Origin of the sequence: Streptomyces sp. NPDC058576 (genome assembly GCF_042718715.1) — a bacterium.
Classification (GTDB): Bacteria; Actinomycetota; Actinomycetes; order Streptomycetales; family Streptomycetaceae; genus Streptomyces.
In genome coordinates this window covers 20,893-40,973 of the sequence record NZ_JBHXPF010000065.1, presented here as the reverse complement: position 1 = coordinate 40,973, position 20,081 = coordinate 20,893, and the positions used below count along the sequence as shown (strand labels likewise).

Sequence of the window (20,081 nt, the reverse complement as noted above, 5' to 3'; positions counted from 1 at the left end):
CCACGGATGTCCGTGGCCGCCCGCGGGCTCCCGCCGCGCCGACAGCGGGGATGGGCCGGCGCGGCAGGCTCGGGGCCGGCGGGATCAGCTCCGGTAGACGCCGAACTCGTAGAGCGAGTAGCCCCACGGAGTGCCGCGTTCGGAGGTGCTCACGCGGACGTAGCGGGCGTTGCCGGCGACCTCGATGTCGTCGATGCCCCCGTTGCCCGCCGTCTCCGTGTGGGCGGTGGTCCAGTCCTGGCCGTTGTCCGAGGTCTGGATCGTGTACCCCTTGGCGTAGGCCGCCTCCCAGGCCAGCTGGACGTGGTCGAAGGAGGTGGTCGCGCCCAGGTCCACCTGGATCCACTGCCGGTCGGCCCACTCGCTGGCCCAGCGGGTGTCGAAGGAGCCGTCGACGGCGTTGGCCGCCGGGCACGGGCAGCCGACGCTGTCCGGCTGGAACGACGAGGCCTCGGCGGGCTTGCCGGCGGCCAGGTTCACTCCGTCGACCCGCGGCGGCACCACCGTGAAGGACTTCGTCTCGATGCCGACGTTGCCCTTCCCGTCGGTCGACTTGAGATAGACCTTCCAGACGCCGAGCCGGTCCGGGGCGGTGACCTCGAAGGCGCCGTCACCCCGGTCGGTGAACTCCGCGTCCGTCAACTGGCCGCTTTCGTCGATGTACTTGGAGTTGACGAGCACCTGGTGGGTGACCGCGTCCCCGTCCGGGTCGGAGACGGACGCCCTGAACGTGAAGGGACGGCCCGCCTCGACGGCGGAGGCGTTGTCGACGGTCATGCCGCTGATGACCGGCGGGGTGTTGTCGCCCGAGGTGTCCGCGCCGTACGCCTCCTTCACCGCGTAGTACGAGAGCCGCTTCTGGCCGGCGGGGAGCAGGTTGAACCAGACGCCGCCGAAGTCGTACTCGGTGCCGTAGTGGAACAACGTGGCCCCGAGCGACACCCCCTGATGCCCGTCGACGCAGTCCCAGGCCCGCTGGTAGCCCTCGGCCTTCGCCAGATCGGTGGGCTCGTCGGGGATGCCGTTGGCGTCGTCCGGGACCTCCCACTCGCCGGCGGGCCCGCCCTCGGTGACGATGTAGGGCTTGTCGTAGCCGCCGCTCTCCCAGGTGGCGCGGATGTCGCAGACGGCGCCGTAGGAGTTCACGGCGTACAGGTCGAGGTCGGGCGCGTTCTTCTTGTAGTACGGCCAGGCCCCGGTCCACGCGTCGGTCGAGGTGACCGGGTGGTTCGGGTCGACCGCGTGGATCTTCTTGGCGATCTCGTTGACGAACGTGGTGTACGCGTCGCGCTGCCGCTCCAACTCCTCCCCGCTGTAGCAGTTCTGGAGGCCGAGCACCGACTCGTTGCCGACGTTCCACATGAGGACGCCCTCATGGTCCTTGTAGGTCTCCACCCACTTCGGGAACTCGGCGAGCATGTCGTTCTTGTACGCGGTGTCCGTCAGGTAGTTCACACAGCCGCCGCTGCCGGGGCCGCCGCCCGGTTGCAGCCAGAAGCCGGCGATCACCTTGATGCCGTTCGCGGCCGCCGTGTCCAGCAGGGGCTTCGTGGTGGCGTCGGTGCCCCAGGTACGGATCGTGTTGACGCCCATCGACTTCACGTCGGGCAGGTACTGCCCGGCGTCCGCGACGGACGGGCCCCAGGTCAGGCCCTTCACGGTGTACGGGGCGCCGTCCACGGTCAGCTGCCAGGCGCCCTGGGAGCCGGTCACCTTCACCACACTGCCGGCGGCCTGGGCGGCCGGCACCGGAAGGGCGGCCGCCGCGGCGGCCAGGAGACCGGCGACGGCGAGGCGTGCGGTGGTACGGCCACGGGTGCGGGCCGGTCGGCGAGATCGGGAGGTCGTCATGGGGGGAGAGGCTCCTCACGAGATGCGGGCAGAGAGTATGGGAGAGCGCTCTCCCTCATGAGCGTGATGCGCCCATGAGGGAAACGCGACGAGCGGGTTCAGGGCCGGTTCAGGGACGGTTCAGGGCATGTCAGGGCAGTTCGTAGTTCTCGTCCAGGACCGCGCCCTCGCCCGGGTTGTTCTCGTCGTAGCCGCGGGCGTTGCACTGGAGGGCGCCGACGACGCAGTGGTCCACCAGGGCGTCGAGCGTGGCGTCGTCCCAGGCGTTGAAGAAGTCGTAGTGGAAGGAGTGGCCGGTGCCGCTGGCCAGTCTCACCTGCGACATGTCACCGTTGACCGGCCACGCCATCTTGAACTCGATCATCGGCAGGGCGACCGGGTGGCTCGTCGGGCAGACGTCCTGGTTGGCCCCCGTCACGACCGGGTAGGCCATGTGGGCCTTGTGGTCGGGGGTGTCGAGGTACTTTCCGTCCCAGCAACTGGGCGCCTGCATGCGCAGGTTGAGCTGCGTGTCCCGGCTGGTCGGGCAGGCGGCCGGGAAGTCGTAGTTGTGGTAGCTCTCGCCGCACTCGTACCCCTCGACCATGCCGGGGTGGTCACGGAACTCCTCGGCGGTCTGCGTGGGGCTGCCGACGACGAACCGCAGCCCCTTGGGGAAGGGCCGCACGGTGCGGTAGTCGGTGACTCCGGCCTTGTAGTAGATGGTCTGGGGGCCGACCGGACGGATCTCCTCGTTCCCGTTGTAGAGGGTCGGCATCCAGTACGCGGAGAGGTCGCCGGGCGCCAGGCACTTGGTGCCGCCCGCGCTCAGGGAAGCGGTGGTGCTGCTCGCGTTCGTGGTGTCGTTGCCCATGAACGTGTGGTCGTGCGACGCTCCGGCCCGGCCGGGATAGACGATCGGGTCGTCCGGGGCGGTGTGGTTGACCGAGCAGTTGGCCTGGAACTCATGGAAGTAGCGGTGCGGCGGGATCTCGTCGGAGGGCTCGACGCCCGTGACGGGCGGGTCCGCGGGTATGTAGCCGTCGCCGTCGGGGTCGTCCCCGAAGGCCACGGGCTTGGCCGGCGCCATCTTGTGCCCCTGCATGACGTGCGAGGCCGCGGCGGGCCTGTCGGCCGCCGGTGGAGCCGCGCCGGGGGCGGTCGCCCCGGCGTTCGTGATCGCCGTCAGCCCGAGCGCGACCAGCGCCAGGGCGGTGAGCACGATCAGCGTGGACACCAGGGTTGATCTGTTGAGTCTTGTCACCATAGGGACCTCCATGCCGCTCTTCATCCCTGCACATCGGGTGCACGGTGGGGGGAAAGGGTGAGCTGGCCGGTGCAGCCGGGAGAGACTCCTCCCTGCGCGTCACGAGGCCGGCGGACCGCGGGATCCTATGGGAGAGCGCTCTCCAAAGCGGTGCCAGTGTTGCGCCGAGGCTGAGAGGGTGTCAATAGCTTGTGAACGATGCGGTGCCCGAGGGCTGTTGGGCGAAGAGGAGAACGCCCGGCCCGGGCTTGCCCGTACACGGAAGCGGCCCCGCACACCGGCGGGGCCGCTCACTGATGGTTCGGCCGGGTCAGCCGTCGGTGGGAGCCGCTGCGCCGGGGAGGACGGCGGGGCGGCTCCCCCGGCTCACGCGGTGTGCAGCCGCAGGCCGTACCGGTTGAGGATCTCGTTGATCGGCTGGTACCAGGTCTCGCCGCCGCTGGTGCAGTTGCCCCAGCCGCCGGAGGTGACGCCCTGGGCCTGGTCGCCGCTGAGGAACGAGCCGCCGGAGTCGCCGCCCTGGGCGCAGACGCTCGTCTTGGTCATCTGGTGCACGGCGCCCTGGCTGTAGTTGACGGTCTCGTTCTTGGCGAGGACGCGACCGCAGTGCCAGCGCGTGGTGGAACCGGAGCGGCAGATCGAGGCGCCGACCGGGGCCTCGTTCGAGCCACGGACGAGCTGGTCGGGAACGGCGCCCCAGCCGAGCACCACCGGGACGGTCCACCAGCCGCTGCCGACGTTCACCCAGGCGTAGTCGTCACCGGGGAAGGACGAACCCTGGAAGTTGCCGATGTAGGAGTTGTCCCAGCCGCGGACCTGCTGGCCGACGCCGCCGCAGTGCCCGGCGGTGACGAAGCCGCCGTGCACGGAGAAGCCGATGGAGCAGCGGACGTTGCCCGTGTAGTACGGGTCGCCGCCGACCGTTCCGGCCGCGAAGGTCTGCGGCGCCTCGGCGGTGGTCCTGACGGTGACGGGCCCGGTCTTGCGGGCCTTGGCGACGAAGGTGCGGACATCGTTGTCAGCCTGCTCGGCCGCGACGACGTTCACCACGACGCGGCTGGTGGCCGGGTCGACGTGCCAGCTGCTCACACCGGACGGGGCTTTCAGGGCGTCGATCCGCGCCTTGGCCGCGTCGAGGCTCTTGGCCGAGTGCTCGACGAGCCGGGTCAGGGCACCGGTCGCCCGCACGGCCTCGGCCTTCTCGGCGGTGGTGACCGCGACGGTCAGCCTGCCGGTCTTCGCGTCGAGCCAGGAGCCGCCGAACGCGGAGCCCGCGGCGCGCTGCGCCTTCTTCTCCAGGGCGGTGGCGGCCTTCTCGTCGGCGAGCCGGGTGAGGGCCTGCTTCTCGGTGAGGCCGAGGTCGCGCTGCATTGCGGAGAGCAGGGCGGCGGAGGCGGGGGGTTCGGCGGGGGTGGGTGCGGCGGAGGCGGACGTCGGACCGGCGGCGGTCCAGGCTCCGAGGACCAGGAGTGCGGACAGACCGGTCCGCAGCAGGGTTGCGTGTCTCAAGGGAGTGACCCTTCCTGTTGTTCCATCGACGTGGGGGTGGAACGGGAGGCGTCCGGGAGCGCGATCCGATCGTGCCTTTGAGAGCGCTCTCAGATGTGCCGTTCCCGGACTGTAGCGGAGTTCCAGAGTCAGGTCCATGCCAATGACAGCAGGCGTCCCGGAGGGGCTCGGGGCCTTGTGCGCACCGGCGTTGAGTAGGCGTACTCACCCGTCTCGCCGAGACCGGTCCTACGGTCACAGGAACACCGGACAGCACCAGCACGAGGAGCCGATCATGGCCGGATCACGCCGCAGACAGTGGAGAGCCGCACTCACCGGCGTACTGGCGGGATCCCTGGCCCTCCTGGGCGGCGGGTGCGGGGTGGTGAGCACCGAGGACGACCGGCGGGCGGCGGAGGAGCTGGCCGAGAAGCACTTCCCCGGGCAGCTCAGAGCGGTCGGGGCGCGGACGCTCTTCCCCGGTTCGGGCGGCTCCGAGGTGTCGTTCGCGGTGACCGACGACCGTGACGCCGTGGTCCGGCTCCGTGTCGACGCGGACGCGGGCACGTGCGACCGCGAGGACTGCGCGGGCGTGCTGGCGGAGGCGAAGGAGCGCGCCCGGGTTCAGGCCGAGGACTTCCGCACGCTCAAGGGCGCGTTCGACGCGTGCGGCTACGAGGTCGTCGCCCTGGGCCCGACCGGGACCCCGCCCTACGTGGTCGCCGAGTTCACGAACGCGACCGTGGCGAGGAAGCTCCGGGAGATCGGGGACCGCGTCCAGCGCTGGGTCACCGCGAGCGGGGCCGACAGCCCTCTCGGGAAGGCGAAGGCCACCGACGTGAACGTGGTCTCCCCGCCCGTCGCCGACCGGCGCGACCGGGGCGGGGACTCCTGGCCCACGGTGATGCGGCTGACCCGGTCGGACCTGCTGGGCTCACTCACCGAGCACGCCTCTTTCTCGGCGGGTTACGAGATCGGGGCGGGCCGGGTCGACACGGCGGGCAGGGCCCGGATCGTCCGCCCGTTCCGGGAGAGGCAGAAGTTCGGCGACACCGTGCGGCACGCGATGCAGGAGCACCTGCGCGCCGCCTGCCCCCGGGTGGTCGTGAGCGACTACCAGGGGATCTGGCGGCTGGAGCCGGGCCGCGTGGACCGGCAGACCGGCTACGTCCTGTTCTGCCCCGAGCCGCAGGCGCGCGGGCGGTGCGTCAACGCGGACGACGCGGCGCTGGTGACCACGGACGGGCACGGCAATCCCGTGGGGAAGATCCGTCTCGTGCACGACGTGCGCGAGGGCACGGGGATGCTGCGGCTGCCGCCGTACCAGGGCCTGTCGTCGCACTGCGGTCGTCGCCCGAAGGGCGGCCGGGCGACGCATGGTGCGTGCGATCGCAAGGCGCCGGAACGGTCTCGTGGCGGAGCGGAGCTACTAGGGCATTTCGGCAACGCCGCGAGCGTGCGTGCAGTCGTCGCCGGGCGGGCGGAAGTTTGACGACAGGCCCTAGGGCCTGTCTGACAAATGATCACCTGGCCGCTTCACGGAGCCAGAGGATCAGGGAGGCTAGAACGACTCCCGCGCGGTACCGGTTCGCGAGCTTGTCGAACCTGGTTGCGATCGCACGGAACTGTTTGAGGCGAGCGAAGCATCGTTCGACCACGTTGCGGTCGCGATAGATCTCCGTGTCGAAGACGGGTGGCCGACCACCGCGGCGCCCCCGGCGCCGACGGTTGGCCACCTGGTCGCGGCGCTCGGGGATCGTGGCAGGGATGCCCCGACGCCTCAGCAGATGACGGATGGCCCTGCTGGAATACGCCTTGTCACCCAGCACACGGTCCGGTGTCGTGCGCGGACGGCCCGTGCCGGCCCGAGGAGTGCGTACCCCATCGAGGACATCGGCGAACGCTGTGGCGTCGTTAACGTTTCCGGGTGTGAGCACAATCGACAGCGGCAGCCCCCCGGCCGTCGACGACGAGATGGACCTTGGTGGTCAACCCGCCCCGAGACCGACCGAGTGCCTGGAACGCCTGCGAGCGGCCCGGATCTTCCAGTTCGTCCACGTCCACGTCCCCCTTTTGCGGGCGCATGCGGCATGCTGATGGGCCCGGTTGACCGTGGAGTCGACGGCGACGGTCCACTCCACCCGGCCCGTCGCATCGTCACGGACCTGGACGTGCTCCAGCAGCTTCGCCCATGTGCCATCGGCCTCCCAGCGGGCGAACCGCTCGTAGACGGTCTGCCACGGCCCATACCGCTCGGGTAGGTCGCGCCACGGAGCCCCGGTCCGCAGCCTCCACAGCACCCCGTTGACCACCTGCCGGTGATCACGCCACGGACGGCCGCGTCCGTCCACCTGCGGCAACAGGGGCTCTATTCGCCCCCATGCCGCATCCGTCAACTCACCTCGACCCGCCACAAGATCAATTATCAGACCGGCTATAGAGTCCTGCCCGTGGCGAATCATCAGGACGAGACCAGGACGGCCTACGACGGTGTCGTCGAGCTGTACGCATCGCTGTTCGCAAACCGGCTGGAGACACAGCCTTTCTCCCGGGCCATGATCGGCACCTTCGCCGAACTGGTGCGCGCGACGGGCAACTTGCGGGCAGCGGACGTCGGGTGCGGGCCCGGACATCTGACAGCCATGCTGCACGAACTGGGCCTGGACGCCTTCGGACTCGACCTTGCCCCCGGCATGGTCGACCACGCCCAGCGGGCCCATCCGGCGCTGCGCTTCCAAGAGGCGCGGATGGAATCCCTGCCGATCGAGGACGGCGCGCTCGGCGGTGTACTGGCCCACTACTCGATGATTCACACCCCTCCGGGGGAGCTGCCGGAGCTGCTCTCCGAACAGGTACGCGTCCTGGCGCCGGATGGCCTGCTCCTGGTTTCCTTCTTCGGGACCGACGGACAAGAACCGGTCCGGTTCGACCACAAGGTGGCGCCCGCCTACAGCTGGCCGGCAGATAGCCTCGCCGAACTGCTGGCCGATGCCGGGCTCGATCCCTTCGCCCGGCTGCTCCACGATCCGGCCTCTGAACGGGGTTTCCTCGACGCCCACCTGCTGGCCCGCCGCTCGTAGGTCCTGCCCGGCAATGCCCGCCAGATGTCGGCGCACATCCGGGCTGCCAGCTCGACGGACGCTCGCTGATCCGACGGGATTTGTCAGACAGGACGTAGGGTCACCGTGCGCGCCGATGACGACGCCTCGGCCGGGGCTCGCGGCTCTTCAGCCCTGCCGGGTCCATGGCCCCAGCTTCTCCGGGTTGCGCACCACCCAGATCCGGGCGACGCCTGCCTCGGCCACATCGAACGACGCGACGGTCAGGACGACGCCATCGCGTCGGGCCACCAGCCCCGGCTCGCCGTTGACCTGGCGTTCCAACAGCTCCAGGCCGGGAGCCTTGTCGGCGATGGCGACCATGTACTGGGCGATGCGCGCGCCGCCCTCGATCGGGCGCAGGGCTGCGCCGACCAGGCCGCCGCCGTCGGCGGTCATCACGGCGGCCGGGTCGAGGAGGTCGACGAGGGCCGCGATGTCCTTGTTCTCCCATGCCACCTTGACCTGCCGCACCGCGTCGGCCCGCCCGGCGGCCGGCCCCGGAGCCCGGCCGGCGCGTACCCGCCGCCGGGCGGAGGCGGCGAGCTGCTTGCACGCGCCGGGGGTCCGGTCGAGGACGGCGGCGATCTCGGCGAAGGGGTAGCGGAAGACGTCGTGCAGGACGAACGAGACGCGCTCGGCGGGTGTCATCGACTCCAGGACGACGAGGAAGGCCATGGTCACGGACTCGTCCAGGATCAGCTGGTCGACGGGGTCGGAGCCCTGGCCGTGGGCGCGTTCGGCAGCGGGTCCGGGCAGCGGATCGGGCAGCCAGGCGCCGACGTACCGTTCCCGCCGGGCCCGGGCCGAGCCGAGCACGTCCAGGCAGATCCGGCCGGTCACCGTCGTCAGCCAGGCGCCGGGGGATTCGATCTCGTCCCGCCGAGCGCGCGGCAGCGCGTACCAGCGTGTGTAGGCCTCCTGCACCGCGTCCTCGGACTCGGCCACCGAGCCGAGCAACCGGTAGGCGACATTCATCAGTTGACGCCGCTCACCGGCTGTCCGATCGGCACTCGCCCCAGCCGTCCCCATGCTCGCGACCGCCCCCTCGCCTTACCTTTCGCGGGCCCGCGTCGTCGGGCTGGTGAGACCTTATCGATCTACCGCCCACGGGCGGGAAACGGGGGCGTGGCATGACCACCCGAGTGACGACAGAGCGCGGCGGCTTCTCGTTCCTGCGGATCGCGATCGCTCTCCAGACCCTGACCATCTTCCTTCAGGCCGTCTCCTCAGGACTGCTGATGACCACGTCCTACGGCGAGGTCCTGCACAGCGTCGGGGCGCGCGTGATGTACGGGGCGTCGATGCTGTACGTGCTCGCCGCGGTGCTGGCGTGGAAGCCGGGCGGCGGCTCGCCCCGGCCCGTCGTGTACGCGTCCGGATTCCTGGTCCTGGCCTCGGTCCAGGTGGCGGTCGGCATCGCGCACGTTCCGTCGGTCCATCTCCCCCTGGGCGTCGTGATGTTCGGGCTCAGCGTGCTGGCCCTCGCGCGCCGCTGAAGTCCGGCACGCCGCGCCGCGGGGCGTGCGTGCCGGGCGCCCGTACGGCAGACGGCAGTTCGACGACAGGCCCTGGGTCTCAGGGCGCCAGGAGGGGCAGGCCGGCGGTACGCCACAGGTCGCGGAAGCCGTCCTTCGCTCCGCGCACGCTTGCGGCCCGTGCTCCTCCCGGCTGCCGGGCCTCGGCCGTCTCCTCGTCCGCCGTACGCCACACCCGTACGGTTTCCCCGCTTCGGGCGGGGCAGTCCAGAGGCCCCCAGCCCGGTTCGCCGTGGGCGGCGAACTCGGCCCAGGCGCCTGCCATCCGCCGGGAGAGCTCCTCGTCGGCCGCGCCGGGCGGACCGCCGACGAGGAAGTGGACGCTCTCCTCGTGGAGGTTGCCGAAGGCGAACGGGATGTCCGCGCAGTGCCAGGCACGCACCCGCTGCCCCGCGGGGTCCCGGCGGCGGTCGAAGCGGGCGAGGAAGGCCCGGCCGCCCGCCCGAGTGTGGGCCTCGGCGAGGCGGCAGCTGTACTCGGTGAAGAGGAGTCCGGAGTAGAGGGTCAGGTAGACGTCGAGCACCGGCGCGTCCGGCTGGCGTTCACGGTGGCCCGCGATCAGCGAGGCCGGGAGACCGAAGTCGGCTGTGAAGGCGGCCAGTTGCTCGTCAGTCGTGATCTTCGCGCTGCTGCCGACCGCGTCCAGGAGCCAGTACTCCTCCGTGGTGTGGCAGACCAGCAGCTCCACCGCGCCGCCCGCTCCGGCCGCCAGTGCCTCCAGCGGGTCGGCGGTCAGCAGGACGCCGTCGGCGACCGGGCCGTAGATCGCCGGGTCGTAATGGCGCTGCCCCGAGGCGGGGTCCTGTGCTACCGCTCGCGGACCCGGTCCGCGGCGGCCACGAGGGCCTGGGGCGGGGCGGCTAGCAGCCCGGCGCGGGTGGCCGGCACGCCGGCCGCCGCTGCCACCTCGGCCGTGGTGCGGGCCGCCTGCGCCACCGTGGCAAAGGAGTTGACGGCACTGTGCAGGACGGCCCGGCGGAACAGGCCGCGCGCCCGGTCGGTCACCGTCAGGCAGGCGGCGGAGGTCGCCCCCGACGACTGCCCGGCCAGGGTGACCCGGTCGGGCGAGCCTCCGAACGCGGAGATGTTGTCGCGGACCCACTCCAGGGCGGCGATCTGGTCGAGCAGGCCCCCGTTGTCGGGGAAGGCCGCACCGCCTTCGGCGTCGGGGACGTGGCCGAACCCCTCGAAGCCGAGGCGGCTGTTGAGGGTGACGACGACGAGCCCCAGGCCCGCCAGTGCGGTGCCGTCGAAGTCGGGCTGGGCCGAGGACCCGAAGACGTACGCGCCGCCGTGGATCCAGACCAGTACCGGCAGGCCGCCCGGTCCGTCGGCGGGCGTCCAGATGTTCAGCGTGAGGATGTCCTCGTCACCGGGCGACCATGCCGGCGCGCCCGGCAGTTCGGCCGACTGCGGAGCGACCGGTCCGAAGGCGGCGCAGTCCCGTATGCCGTCCCAGGGTTCCACCGGCTGCGGCTCCCGGAACCGGTGGGCGCCGAACGGCGGTGCCGCGTAGGGGAGTCCGCGTACGGAGACGATTCCGCGGTCCCGGTCGGCGCGCCGCCCCCGTACCCGACCGCTCTTCGTCGTGAAGGTGTCCACGGTGCCCGCTCCCCCGCTGCTGCCCCGTCCGGCGTTCGGCGCGGCCGGGCCAGCATCCCAGCACACGCGCCGCCACCGCCAACGCATTTGATCTTGGCCTGCACGCCCGCGCGCCTGCACGCCTGCACCCCTGCACGCCTGCACGCCTGCACCCCTGCACGCCTGCACGCCTGCACGCCCAAGGGCCTACGGGCCTAGGGGTCTACGCGCCGATCAGCTCGCGCACGGTGGCCATGTCGCTGAACGGCAGCAGTTCGCCCCGGACGCTCTGGTGCGGTTCGCTGCCCTTGCCCGCGATGAGCACGATGTCGCCCGGCCCCGCCTCCGCCAGCGCGGCGGCGATGGCCGGACGGCGGTCGGTGAGCCGCTCGAACGGCGTCCCGGTCGACGCGATGCCCTCCGCGATCTGGTCGAGGATGACCTCGGGGTCCTCGAAACGAGGGTTGTCGGAAGTGAGGACGCACAGGTCGGAGTGGGTGCCCGCGATCGCGCCCATCTCGGCGCGCTTCGTCGTGTCGCGGTCGCCACCGCAGCCGAAGACGGTGATGACCCGGCCCCGGGCGAAGCCCCGGATCGTGGTGAGCACCTTGCTGAGGGAGTCCGGCGAGTGGGCGTAGTCCACGATCACCGAGGTGCCCTCGGGGGTCCGGAGGCGTTCGAAGCGGCCGGGGATCTGCGGCATCCGCTCCAGCGCGTCGACCAGCCCGGCCAGACCGTGGCCCAGGAGATGGCACGCGGCCACCGTGGCCAGCGCGTTGGAGACCGAGAACCGGCCCGGCGAGGGGATCGCCGCCGGATACTTGCGGCCGTCGTGGTGCAGGGTGAAGCGGGTGCCCGAGGCGTCCACGACGAGATCGCTCGCACGGTAGTCCGCGTCGCCGTCCAGCGCGTACGTGGTCACCGCGCCGGGCATCAGCTGCCGGATCCCGGCGCCCACCGGATCGTCGGCGTTCACCACGGCGCGTCGGCACAGGCCCTGGAAGAGGCGGAGTTTGGCGTCGCGGTAGTTCTCCATGGTGCCGTGGTCGTCGAGGTGGTCCTGGGTCAGGTTGGTGAAGACGCCGACGTCGATGAACGTACGGTCCAGGCGGTGCGTCAGCAGCCCCATCGAGGTGGCCTCCAGGACGACGCTGCCGCAGGCCCGGTCGCGCATGTGTCCCAGCAGGTACTGGAGATCGGGGGATTCCGGGGTGGTGAGCACCGAGGGCGGCATCGGGATGAGCTCGTCCCCGATACGGCTGCCCGCGGTGCCGATCACACCGACCCGGGCCTGCTCGGCGAGGCGCAGCACCGACTCGGTCATGTACGAGACGGACGTCTTGCCGTTGGTCCCGGTGATGGCGATCAGGTCCATCGCCCGGCCCGGTTCGCCGAAGTAGCGCGAGGCCACCACGGCGGCGGCCCTGCGGACGTCGGGGACGCGTACGGCGCACACGTCGCCCAGCGCGGCGGGCAGGGCCGGCGCCTGTTCGTCGACGAGTACGGCGACCGCGCCGCGTGCGACGGCCGGGGCGACGGCGTCCGGGCCGCCGGCGGCATGGCCGGGCACCGCGGCGAAGACGGAGCCGGGGGTGACCCGGTCCGCGTCGAACGTCGCGCCGGCGGTGACGTCCGTGCGGTCGGGGGTTCCCCGCAGCACGTGGTGGTCCTGCCCGGCCATGAGGTCGCTCAGCTTCACGATGATCCCTTCGAGTGCGGCGCGGCCAGGTGGTGCGGCTGTCGCCGGGAAACGGCACGGGCGGGTGCGCCGTAGGCCGTGTGGTGCTGTGGAGCCGATCGTGGAACGCGCGCGTCCGGCGAACGCCGGAGGCGACGGTGGGCTCCGGCGCTCAGCACGCCGGAGAAGTGGTGTCGGTGAGAGAGGCGGCGGGCCGGGCGGTCACGCCTGGGGCCGGGAACGCCGGATGTGGCTGTCGGGAACGGTCGCGAAAACCGCTAGCCGTGGCCGTGCAGTGCGGTGCGGCCCGTTCCGGGCGCCGCGTCGGCGGGCGCCGGGGGCACGGCCGCGCGGGCGGCGGCCGGGGGCAGCGCGGAGGAGGCCCGGTGCGGGCACTTACTCGGCTCGGCGCTGCGTCCCATGGGCCGAGTGTACGGGGGATGGGAAGGGCCCCGGTCCGCGCCGACCGGGGCGGACCGGGGCCGGGCCGGGCCCCGTAGGGACGTGCTGTCGACGAGCCGGACGGTGCAGAGGATCTTCCGACGGTAGCTCGGGCACCTCGTCGTCGACTCCCCTTACGCCGACGAACGTCCAGGAGACCGTCTCGCCCGCCGGGGTCTCGAAGGCGAACGCGGTCGCCTTGAGGATGGCCGGGGCGGAGAACCCGACGAGACTTCTCCTTGAGGACGGCCGGGATGAGAACCCGACGAGCGGGGTCTCCTCGGGATCGCCGTTCTCCGCGACGTAACTCACCCAGCCGGACGACGTGAGCGCCCAGACTCCCGGCACGTCGAGGCGATGCCGCGCTTGGGGTTGATCAGCGTCTTCCCGCCGGGCACGAGCGGCGCGGTCCCGTCCTCGGCCCCGCCGCGGGGCTCGCCCGGGGACGGGGACGCGGACGGGGCAACGACGTCCGCTCCGGTGGATCCCGCGTCCGGCCTTCCGTCGTCTCCATCGCCGCCGGGCACCAGGAACCCGGTGATCCCGGCGGCGAGGACGACGGTGGTGGCCACGACGACGGCGACGACCGAGCCGCGGCGGCCGCCGCCGGACGGAGGCGGGCCAGGGTGTGCGCTCCAGGGGGCAGAGGCCGCGGTGGGCTTCCCGGTCGGCTCGGTCGGCGCGTTCCAGGGGGCGCGGCCCCCGGTAGCGGGGGGCTGTCCCGCGTACGGCGGCCATGGCCCCTGCTGCTGGTGATCGCCGCCGGGCGACTGATGTCCGTTCCCCAGGGAGGATCACCCTGTGCGGGGCGTTCGACGATGCGAACGGCCCGGCGCCCCAGGAGTCTCCGCGCGCCGGGGAACGCGGCGCGACCTGCGTACGGACCGCTTCGCGCCGCCCGCGCCGGGTACCAGAAACCGATCTTCCCTTTGCGGCCGGAGCGGGACCGGAGTGGAATTGCGTACAGGGGACAGTGGTATTCGGTACTCCCGGAGGAAAGGACGCGCCATGAGCGACACCGACTGGGGGGACGACGTCTACCAGCCCCAGGAACCCGAGGCTTCCGACCGCGCCGAGCAGCTCGGGGCCGAGGACACGCTCATGGACCCGTCCGGCACCGGCGACCCGCTGGACGAGGGCTACGCCCCGCCGGACCGCCCGTGGGTGGTCGAGGGACTCGGCACCACGGCCCCGGAGCAGCACACCGGCGAGTCCCTCGAAACCCGCCTGAGCAGGGAAGTCCCCGAGCCGGACGGTTCCGTCGGCGACGGTGTGGGCGACCTGGCGGGCGGCGACGGCGAGCCCTGGGACGACGAGGTCGGCGTCGCCCGCGCCGGGCGGCTGACCCAGCAGGCGGAAGGGACCGTCCCGGCGACCCTCACCGCCAGCGATGTGGGCATCGACGGGGCAGCGGCGTCGGCCGAGGAGGCCGCGATGCACGTGATCCCGGAGCCGGGGGACGACGACGCGTTCCTGGAGCCGGGGCCGCCGCCCGGCGCTCCCGGTGCCGGCCCCGCCACCGGCGGAACGACCGCCTCACCCGCGCCCTGAGCGGACCGTCGGCGAGCGTCCACCCCTGAACGCGGCTGTCCCCGGGCCCGTACTCCGTGGCCGAGGAGCGGCACCCGCACGGCGGACCCACCTCTCGTACCGGACCCGTCCCACGCACCGGACCCACCCCACGCACCGTCGCACTCGGATCCCAGGAGCACACAGATGAGCGGCACTGCTCAGATCGGCGTCACCGGACTCGCGGTCATGGGCCGCAATCTCGCCCGGAACTTCGCCCGCAACGGCTACACCGTCGCCCTGCACAACCGCACCACGTCCCGTACGGATGCCCTGGTCGAGGAGTTCGGCGACGAGGGCACGTTCGTCGCCGCGCACACGCCCGAGGAGTTCGTCGCCGCGCTGGAGCGCCCCCGGCGCCTGGTGATCATGGTGAAGGCGGGCGACCCCACCGACGCGGTGATCCAGGAGTTCGCGCCGCTGCTGGAGGAGGGCGACGTCATCATCGACGGCGGGAACGCCCACTTCGAGGACACCCGCCGCCGCGAGAAGGAACTGCGCGAGCGCGGGATCCACTTCGTCGGGGTGGGCATCTCCGGCGGCGAGGAGGGCGCGCTGAACGGGCCCAGCATCATGCCGGGCGGCTCGGCCGAGTCCTACGCCTCGCTCGGCCCGATGCTGGAGAAGATCGCCGCGCGGGCCGGAGACGGCACGCCGTGCACCGCCCACATCGGTCCCGACGGCGCGGGCCACTTCGTGAAGATGGTCCACAACGGCATCGAGTACGCGGACATGCAGCTGATCGCCGAGGCGTACGACCTGCTGCGCGCCGTCGCCGGGTACTCCCCCGCGCAGATCGCGGACGTCTTCCGTACGTGGAACACCGGGCGGCTGGATTCGTACCTCATCGAGATCACGGCGGAGGTGCTCGCCCATACGGACGCGGCGACCGGGAAGCCGTTCGTCGACGTCGTGCAGGACCGGGCGGAGCAGAAGGGCACCGGGCGCTGGACCGTGCAGATCGCGCTGGATCTCGGCGTCCCGGTGTCGGGGATCGCCGAGGCGGTCTTCGCCCGGTCGCTCTCCGGTCACGCCGATCTGCGGGAGGCCGCGCGCGGCCTGCCGGGGCCCACTCCGAGGCCGCTCGACGGGGCGGCGGCCGCGGCGTTCGCGGACCGGGTGGAGCAGGCCCTGTACGCCTCCAAGATCGTCTCGTACACACAGGGCTTCCACCAGATCAGGGCGGGCAGTGAGGCCTACGACTGGGATATCGATCTCGGCTCCGTGGCAGCGATCTGGCGGGCGGGCTGCATCATCCGGGCGGCGTTCCTGGACCGCATCCGCGCCGCCTACGACAGCCGGCCGGACCTGGTCAGCCTGCTCTCCGACAAGGAGTTCGGGCAGGAGATCGGCGGGGCGCAGGACGACTGGCGGGCGGTGGTGGCCGAAGCCGTGCGCCAGGGCGTGCCGACCCCGGGGTTCGCCGCCGCGCTCTCGTACTACGACGGCCTGCGCGCGGACCGGTTGCCCGCTGCGCTCACCCAGGGCCAGCGGGACTTCTTCGGGGCGCACACCTATCGGCGTACGGACCGGGAGGGTTCGTTCCACACGCTCTGGGGCGGCGACCGGTCCGAGGTCGAAGCGGGCTGACCCGGTCCGAGGCCGGGGCGAGCCGACCCGGTCGGGAAGCGCACCTCCTGCCGCTCCCCCGGCCGGGCGCTCCCGGCGTGCGGGCGTGGGCGGGGCGTGGGTTAGTGGCTGCGAGCCCTGTTCGCTCTCGTCACTCCGGTCCGCTCGCTCGTCACTCCCGTCCGCTCGCTCGTCACTCCCGTCCGTTCGCTCTCGTCGCTCTTGTCCGCTCGCTCTCGTCCGTTCACCGTCGTAGTGGAGTGCGCCCATGCCCGACGCCGTCCCCGATCCCGTCTCCGTACAGCCTGTCGTGGCGCCGTTGACCAACGCGGCGCTCATCCTGGTCGGCACGATCGAGCCGGGCGGCGAGAGCGCGGTGCGGGACATGCTGCCGGATCTGGCGTCGGTGGCCCGGTCGCTCGGCTTCCGGTTCCCGGACGCCGATCTCGCCTGTGTGGCGGGGTTCGGCTCCAGCGCCTGGGACCGGCTGTTCGCCGGGCCCCGACCCGCTCACCTCCACCCGTTCCCGGAGCTGCGGGGGCCGCTGCACCACGCGCCGGCGACCCCGGGCGACGTGCTGCTGCACATCCGGGCCGAGCGGATGGACGTCTGTTACGCGTGGGCGGCGCAGTTGCTCGACAAGCTCGGCGGGGCCCTGAGGATCGTGGACGAGACGCACGGCTTCCGCTACCTCGACCACCGGGACCTGCTCGGCTTCGTGGACGGTACGGAGAACCCGGTCGGCGACGACGCCCGCGCGGCGGCGCTCGTCGGCGCGGACGACGACCCGGACTTTGAGGGCGGCAGCTACGTCGTCGTACAGAAGTACCTGCACGACCTGACGTCCTGGAACGCGCTCTCCGTCGAGGAGCAGGAACGGGTCATCGGCCGCACCAAGCTCGACGACATCGAGTTCCCCGACGAGGACAAGCCCGCGGACTCCCACCTCGCGCTCAACACCATCACCGACCCGGACGGCACCGAACGCGACATCCTGCGGGCGAACATGCCGTTCGGGAGCTTCGGGAAGGGCGAGTTCGGTACGTACTTCATCGGGTACGCCGCCGATCCCGACGTGACCGAGCGGATGCTCCGCAACATGTTCCTCGGCGATCCGCCCGGGACGCACGACCGCATCCTCGACTTCTCCACCGCGGTCACCGGCTCCCTCTTCTTCGCCCCCCGCGCCGACTTCCTCGACGCCCCGCCGCCCCCGCCCGTCCCGGACCGTTCCGGGGACCGGCCGGAACCGGTTGCCGCCTCCGTCCGGCAGGAGCCGGTCCCCGCCGGTCCCGACCACGGTTCGCTGCGCATCGGCAGCCTGCAAGAAAGTGCCCCGTGATGAACAATCTGCACCGCGAACTCGCACCGGTCACCCCGTCCGCCTGGGCCGGGATCGAGGAGGAGGCCCGGCGCACCTTCCGCCGCCATGTCGCCGGCCGCCGGGTCGTCGACGTGTCCGATCCGGACGGTCCGACGCTGGCCGCCGTGGGCGACGGCCATCTGCGCGACATCGATCCGCCCACCCCGGACGTGGTGGCGCGGGCCCGCACGTCGATGCCGGTCGTCGAGTGGCGGGTGCCGTTCACGGTGACCCGCCAGGCCGTGGACGACGTGGAGCGCGGCTCCGCCGACAGCGACTGGCAGCCCGTCAAGGACGCGGCACGCACCTGTGCGTTCGCCGAGGACATGGCGATCATCGACGGGTACGGGGCGGCCGGGATCACCGGCCTGCGGGACGGTTCCTCGCACGAGCCGCTGCCGCTGCCCGCGGACGCGCGGGACTATCCGGTGGCGGTCAGCCAGGCGGTGACACGGCTGCGGCTGGCCGGTGTCGACGGACCGTACCGGCTGCTCCTCGGCGCGGACGCGTTCACCGAGGCGGCCGAGACCTCGGACCACGGCTATCCGGTCAAGACCCACCTGAGCCGACTGGTGGACGACGAGATCCTCTGGGCTCCCGCGGTCAAGGGCGGGGTGCTGCTGTCCACCCGGGGCGGAGACTTCGAACTCTGCCTGGGCCAGGACCTGTCGATCGGCTACTCGGCCCACGACGCCACCACGGTCCAGCTCTACTTCCACCAGGCCTTCACCTTCCGGATGCTGACGCCGGAGGCCGTGGTCGGCCTGATCGCCTGACACCGTCGGGGGCGCTCACCCGCGCGCGCGAGGCGGGCGGCCGAACTTCTCCTCGTTCCGCCGAAGACCCGGAGGCAGACATCAGGGACTCTGGCCGTATGACGCAGACGACTACTTCCGCCACGTCCGCAGACGACGGGGGCGACCCGGCACAGCCGGCCTCCCCCTCCACCGCGCCCTCCACCGCGCCCTCCGCCGCCCGCTGCGACGCCGTCGTCCGGGCGGCCGTCGGACAGGGGCTGCTGGGAGAGAGCGGCCCGGTCGCCGGATTCATCGACACGGAGGGAGTGCGCGCCTTTGTCGGCTCCCTGTTCGACGCCTTCGCCGCCACTCCCGGGGTACTGCACACCTTCGCGGCCAAGGCATGCTCCCTCATCCCGGTGCTGCGCCTGCTGGCCGACTGCGGAATGGGGTGCGAGGTGGCGAGCCCCGGTGAACTGCGCCTCGCTCTGGAGGCCGGGTTCCCCGCGTCCCGTATCGTCCTGGACTCCCCCGCCAAGACCCGCGAGGAGATCCGGCTCGCGCTCGCCCTCGGCGTGGCCGTCAACGCCGACAGCCTCGACGAACTGCGCCGCATCGACGCCCTCCGGAACCCGGGCACCGCCTCGGTACTCGGGCTGCGGGTCAACCCTCAGGTGGGCGGTGGCTCGATCGGGCCGATGAGCACGGCGACGGACACATCGAAGTTCGGGGTGGCCCTGCGCGACCCGGGCGCCCGCGAGGCGATCGTGGCGGCCTTCCGGGACCGGCCGTGGCTGACCCGCCTGCACGCCCATGTGGGCTCCCAGGGCTGCCCGTTGGAGCTGATCGCGGCCGGGGTGGCACGGACCTACGAACTGGCGGAGGAGATCAACGCGACGCTGGGCGTCCGGCAGATCACCAGTCTGGACATCGGCGGCGGACTGCCGGTCAACTTCGCCGACGAGACCGTGCACCCCACGTACGCGGACTACGTGGCGGCCCTCGCGGCGGCCGCTCCCGGCCTGTTCTCCGGGCGCTACGCCCTGGTCACGGAGTTCGGCCGGTCGCTGCTGGCGAAGAACGGGTTCATCGGGGCCCGGGTGGAGTACACCAAGGACGCCGGAGGCCGCCGGATCGCACTCACCCACGCGGGTGCGCAGACCGCCACCCGTACCGTCCTGATGCCCGACGCCTGGCCGCTGCGGATCGGGGCGTTCGGCCCGGACGGCGCTCCCAAGGACGGACCGCTGGTGGCGCAGGACATCGCGGGACCGTGCTGCTTCGCGGGGGACGTGGTGGCGTACGGCAGGGAGCTGCCGGAGCTGGCCGAGGACGATCTGGTGGTGCTGTACGACACCGGGGCGTACTACTTCTCCACTCCGTGGGCGTACAACAGCCTGCCCCGTCCTGCGGTGTACGGATTCCGGCTGGTCGCGGGCCAGGACGGGGACTCGGGGCACGAGGGGACGGTGGTGTTCGCGACCGTGCGGGAGGCGCAGTCGATGGACGCCATCGCGGCGGAGAGCGGACTCGCGCATGTGGACGCGCTGATCGAGCGGGGCGACTGACCGGGCGGTGAGACCTGGACCGGCCCGCCCCGGTCTCACCGGGGCGGGCCGTGAGCGCCGGACGACCATCGTCGCCCGGACGCTCCTTCCTCTGCCCGAACGGGCGAACAAGACCCTGCACCCGGCCTCGACCGGACCGGGCCTCCGGTCACGTCCCGGCGGGCTGCGGTTCCGGTTCGGGATCCGGTACGGGGTCCGGGCCGGGGGCCGGCGGCTGCGGGATCGGGTCAGGCGCGGGCCCGGGCGGCACCGGTGCGGGCCCCGGCGGCACGGGGGGCGGGCTCGGCACCGGAGTGGGCGGGCCCGGTACGGGCGGAGGCGTCGGCGAGGGCGGTACGGGGTCGGGGTACGGGT

Annotated in this window: 13 protein-coding genes and 2 pseudogenes; 8 read left to right on the top strand and 7 right to left on the bottom strand. The window is 72.2% G+C overall.

The window, feature by feature from the left end; all coding sequences use genetic code 11:
- Window positions 1-84 precede the first annotated feature (84 nt).
- The 3 genes from ACFWRV_RS31055 to ACFWRV_RS31045 all read right to left on the bottom strand — a co-directional run bounded on the left by ACFWRV_RS31055 (window position 85) and on the right by ACFWRV_RS31045 (window position 4,606).
- Window positions 85-1,851, bottom strand: coding sequence for a discoidin domain-containing protein (locus ACFWRV_RS31055; protein WP_384339237.1), 1,767 nt, complete (start codon window positions 1,849-1,851; stop codon window positions 85-87).
- A 130-nt stretch (window positions 1,852-1,981) separates the two neighbouring features.
- Window positions 1,982-3,097 carry a DUF1996 domain-containing protein gene (locus tag ACFWRV_RS31050; RefSeq protein ID WP_384339236.1) on the bottom strand — a complete coding sequence of 372 codons (1,116 nt, stop codon included), beginning with the start codon at window positions 3,095-3,097 and terminating at the stop codon, window positions 1,982-1,984.
- Between the two features lie 366 nt (window positions 3,098-3,463).
- Complete coding sequence (locus ACFWRV_RS31045) at window positions 3,464-4,606, bottom strand: S1 family peptidase (RefSeq protein WP_384339235.1); 1,143 nt, start codon at window positions 4,604-4,606, stop codon at window positions 3,464-3,466.
- A 274-nt stretch (window positions 4,607-4,880) separates the two neighbouring features.
- Between ACFWRV_RS31045 and ACFWRV_RS31040 the strand changes: the two genes are divergently transcribed.
- A complete protein-coding gene (locus tag ACFWRV_RS31040) occupies window positions 4,881-6,077 on the top strand; it encodes an SCO7460 family lipoprotein (protein WP_384339234.1) in 1,197 nt (398 codons plus the stop codon).
- A 31-nt stretch (window positions 6,078-6,108) separates the two neighbouring features.
- Here ACFWRV_RS31040 and ACFWRV_RS31035 read toward each other — a convergent pair.
- Window positions 6,109-6,936 (bottom strand): annotated as a pseudogene (locus tag ACFWRV_RS31035) (IS5 family transposase).
- A 99-nt stretch (window positions 6,937-7,035) separates the two neighbouring features.
- Here ACFWRV_RS31035 and ACFWRV_RS31030 point away from each other — a divergent pair.
- Window positions 7,036-7,665 (top strand): class I SAM-dependent methyltransferase, encoded by a 630-nt coding sequence (locus ACFWRV_RS31030; RefSeq protein WP_384339233.1) that lies wholly within the window; start codon window positions 7,036-7,038, stop codon window positions 7,663-7,665.
- 147 nt (window positions 7,666-7,812) lie between these two features.
- On the opposite strand, the gene sigJ is transcribed toward ACFWRV_RS31030, so the two are convergent.
- Entirely contained in the window at window positions 7,813-8,715 is a 903-nt protein-coding gene (gene sigJ, locus ACFWRV_RS31025; protein WP_384339232.1) for an RNA polymerase sigma factor SigJ, read from the bottom strand.
- 101 nt (window positions 8,716-8,816) lie between these two features.
- Between sigJ and ACFWRV_RS31020 the strand changes: the two genes are divergently transcribed.
- Complete coding sequence (locus tag ACFWRV_RS31020) at window positions 8,817-9,182, top strand: hypothetical protein (RefSeq protein ID WP_384339231.1); 366 nt, start codon at window positions 8,817-8,819, stop codon at window positions 9,180-9,182.
- A gap of 79 nt (window positions 9,183-9,261) precedes the next feature.
- On the opposite strand, the pseudogene ACFWRV_RS31015 reads toward ACFWRV_RS31020, so the two are convergent.
- Together ACFWRV_RS31015 and ACFWRV_RS31010 are read right to left on the bottom strand one after the other, a co-directional pair.
- Window positions 9,262-10,823, bottom strand: a pseudogene (locus tag ACFWRV_RS31015) (carboxylesterase/lipase family protein).
- A gap of 202 nt (window positions 10,824-11,025) precedes the next feature.
- Window positions 11,026-12,501 carry a UDP-N-acetylmuramoyl-L-alanyl-D-glutamate--2,6-diaminopimelate ligase gene (locus tag ACFWRV_RS31010; protein WP_384339230.1) on the bottom strand — a complete coding sequence of 492 codons (1,476 nt, stop codon included), beginning with the start codon at window positions 12,499-12,501 and terminating at the stop codon, window positions 11,026-11,028.
- A 1,428-nt stretch (window positions 12,502-13,929) separates the two neighbouring features.
- Between ACFWRV_RS31010 and ACFWRV_RS31005 the strand changes: the two genes are divergently transcribed.
- The 5 genes from ACFWRV_RS31005 (at window position 13,930) to ACFWRV_RS30985 (ending at window position 19,727) form a co-directional block, all read left to right on the top strand.
- The gene (locus ACFWRV_RS31005) at window positions 13,930-14,472 is read left to right on the top strand and encodes a DUF5709 domain-containing protein (RefSeq protein ID WP_384339229.1); all 543 of its coding nucleotides are present in this window, start codon (window positions 13,930-13,932) and stop codon (window positions 14,470-14,472) included.
- 165 nt (window positions 14,473-14,637) lie between these two features.
- Window positions 14,638-16,080: an NADP-dependent phosphogluconate dehydrogenase gene (gndA, locus tag ACFWRV_RS31000; RefSeq protein WP_384339228.1), complete on the top strand. Its 1,443-nt coding sequence runs from the start codon at window positions 14,638-14,640 to the stop codon at window positions 16,078-16,080.
- Between the two features lie 247 nt (window positions 16,081-16,327).
- A complete protein-coding gene (locus ACFWRV_RS30995) occupies window positions 16,328-17,401 on the top strand; it encodes a Dyp-type peroxidase (RefSeq protein WP_384339227.1) in 1,074 nt (357 codons plus the stop codon).
- On the top strand, window positions 17,401-18,198 hold the full coding sequence (locus tag ACFWRV_RS30990) for a family 1 encapsulin nanocompartment shell protein (RefSeq protein WP_384339226.1): 798 nt from the start codon (window positions 17,401-17,403) through the stop codon (window positions 18,196-18,198). Before ACFWRV_RS30995 ends, ACFWRV_RS30990 begins: the two co-directional genes overlap by 1 nt.
- Before the next feature lie 98 nt (window positions 18,199-18,296).
- Entirely contained in the window at window positions 18,297-19,727 is a 1,431-nt protein-coding gene (locus ACFWRV_RS30985) for a diaminopimelate decarboxylase (protein ID WP_384339225.1), read from the top strand.
- Window positions 19,728-20,081 lie beyond the last annotated feature (354 nt).